This window comes from Aeromonas sp. QDB56 (assembly GCF_027705505.1).
GTDB classification, from domain to species: Bacteria; Pseudomonadota; Gammaproteobacteria; order Enterobacterales; family Aeromonadaceae; genus Aeromonas; species Aeromonas caviae.
In genome coordinates this window covers 1-2,216 of sequence record NZ_JAPDBZ010000248.1, presented here as the reverse complement: position 1 = coordinate 2,216, position 2,216 = coordinate 1, and the positions used below count along the sequence as shown (strand labels likewise).

Sequence of the window (2,216 nt, the reverse complement as noted above, 5' to 3'; positions counted from 1 at the left end):
AGCAGAGAAAATCGATACAGAACAGGACCTTGGAAGGAGTTTTAAAGGGACTCAACGCTTAAGGTCCTGTACATGAAGGGAGCTTAACCTGTGATTTTATAGTTTCTAACAACCCCAGATCCGTAAACAATTCCTTAGCGCAAAGTTTATTCCAGTGCATTGAAAGAAGTGAGGAGACATGTTGATCTACAATCGCCCGCAGCATTAATAGCTCAGCGCGCCCGCCACCCGCCAACTTCGAGTTAAGCAGGGACGACACCACGATATCATCAAATAACTTTACTGGCCCCAAGGGGTCCACCGCAGTGAGCGGCCAGTAAAAACCACAAGCCCCTTCTTCGGTTAAGAAAATTTTCTCTGCCAGCAGATCTACATTATTTCTATAATCACTTTTTGCTTTTAAAACGAAGACCATCAAGGTGCTGTTGGAATTATAAAAACATCGGTGATGCAGATTTAGATAGTAAATCGTTTTCAGGCTGCCCAGGATCCTTGAACCGCTAAATCCAGCAATCTTGAAGCGTATTGCGCCCAGTTCGTTGAGCTTGAAAAGATGCATTTCAAGCCTTTCTCGTTTGAGTCCCGTCAGGGCGCACAGATCAGAAATACCCAGCCCACGAACCACCCCAAATTCGTCAGCATGAACTAGGAGGACAGCGAGCAGCAATCGATTCGTACCACTTGCAGCTTCCCTGAGCATCTTCCTTGCAGCTTCTTTTCGTTCAGCGGGCGCAACAGCGTCAAGACTCATATCGCTCATCCGCCGATCGTAAGACTTGAGGCTGATCAACTCCGTGGCAGGATTTAGAACATGATCTGCTAGCTGATACAAAGAATCGGCTACACCTTTCACGCTTTCGGAGGCTAGGGTTTCTCGCAGAGTCTGGGAGCACTCAAATTCCGAGCGACTTTCACATTGGCTAAGAAAGCCTCCAGTCGTCAACTCGTGCAACCCTCGCTTAGCCATCGGTCCAGAAACGCCTAAATCGGCAGCAAAGGCAGCCACTCCTCGACGAACTGATCGACCTTCACCGTACTTCTGTAGAAATCTGAGCAGCAAAAATTTAGCTTCAGGGCTGATATCTGGTAGGTGAAGTCGAAGAAGTGATAGATAGCTCATGCTCAGAAACCCGCATTAAAACGTTTTTTTCATCATATCACACCCTGTTATAAACCAAATTATCACGCGTGATATGACGCGTGATATAACGTGTCACCTTAAAATCTCCTTGAGAAGCCGCATGTCAGAACGATTGAAATGGATATCCCCCAAAAACACGTCCCAGATCCAATGGGCCTGGGGTTATCTGAAGGAGAAGAGCAGCGCCTCCGTATTCCGGCACACCCGTTACATAGGGGAGACGGCTTACCAACAGCTCATAGAGTGGGATCAGGGTCAGCCTGAAAGCGCGGAATATAGAGAATTCTTAGGGCGCATGCGGGGTGCATGGGCCCAGAGAAAGTACAGAGGAAAGAAAAAAGACAAGAGGGCATACAGCATCGTTCTGCCAGTAAAAACAAAGCAGCAACTTGATCGTATTTCAAAAGAGCTTAGTTTAAGTCTGGCTGAGACAATTGAAAAACTAATTCCATGGAGCAAAGAACAGCAGGAAGTTTATTTCTACAATGAACGCCTCAAATCTAAAATAAATACAAGCACTGACGATAACCTACGCAGAAACGCTGATGACTATAAGAAAAATGCGGAAATATTTTCCAAACTGCTGACTCTCAGCCTTATAGATCTAAACATATTTAAGACCAGACATAGCCCACAACTAGACTCTGAATCCAATATTTCAGAAATAGAGCGAATAACTACCAACCTATTGGAAGAGTTTATAAAAGAAGGCAATAACGGCCTATCGCGGCGAATGTCAACTATCAGCCTGAAGAGCCAGGCTGTCACGCCCAAACGGGCCCTAATTGAACAACGACTCAAACTCTGCGTGCATGCGAGTGATCAAATTACACTGACGACTGAAAACAATCCCACCATAATACCCTCACCTGAAACTTACAAATTTCAACAGCAACCACTTTTGAACTTTAATGAACAACAGCTTGCAGATTTAAAAAAAGTTTCTGCCGCCTTTACTAAGAAGAACGAACACTGAAAAAAACTTTCTGAATTTATAAATCCGTCATTCCGCACCTGATTTTGCTATTTTCAGTGCTTGACGGCGATCGGCCGTTCTGATCTATTACTCTCTTTT

General features: G+C 44.9%; 2 protein-coding genes. One reads left to right on the top strand and one right to left on the bottom strand.

The genetic code is table 11. The features are described 5' to 3' along the window. Positions 1 to 58 precede the first annotated feature (58 nt). Complete coding sequence (locus OKB81_RS20125) at positions 59 to 1,120, bottom strand: hypothetical protein (RefSeq protein ID WP_270805423.1); 1,062 nt, start codon at positions 1,118 to 1,120, stop codon at positions 59 to 61. A 121-nt stretch (positions 1,121 to 1,241) separates the two neighbouring features. Here OKB81_RS20125 and OKB81_RS20120 point away from each other — a divergent pair, with 121 nt between their 5' ends. Then, positions 1,242 to 2,117, top strand: coding sequence for a hypothetical protein (locus OKB81_RS20120; protein WP_270670089.1), 876 nt, complete (start codon positions 1,242 to 1,244; stop codon positions 2,115 to 2,117). The last annotated feature ends 99 nt before the right edge of the window (positions 2,118 to 2,216 follow it).

What these genes read in the sequence shown, in the direction of transcription:
- OKB81_RS20120 (WP_270670089.1), top strand. Translation starts at nt 1,242, where the DNA reads ATGTCAGAACGATTGAAATGGATATCCCCCAAAAACACGTCCCAGATC.
- OKB81_RS20125 (WP_270805423.1), bottom strand. Translation starts at nt 1,120, where the DNA reads ATGAGCTATCTATCACTTCTTCGACTTCACCTACCAGATATCAGCCCT.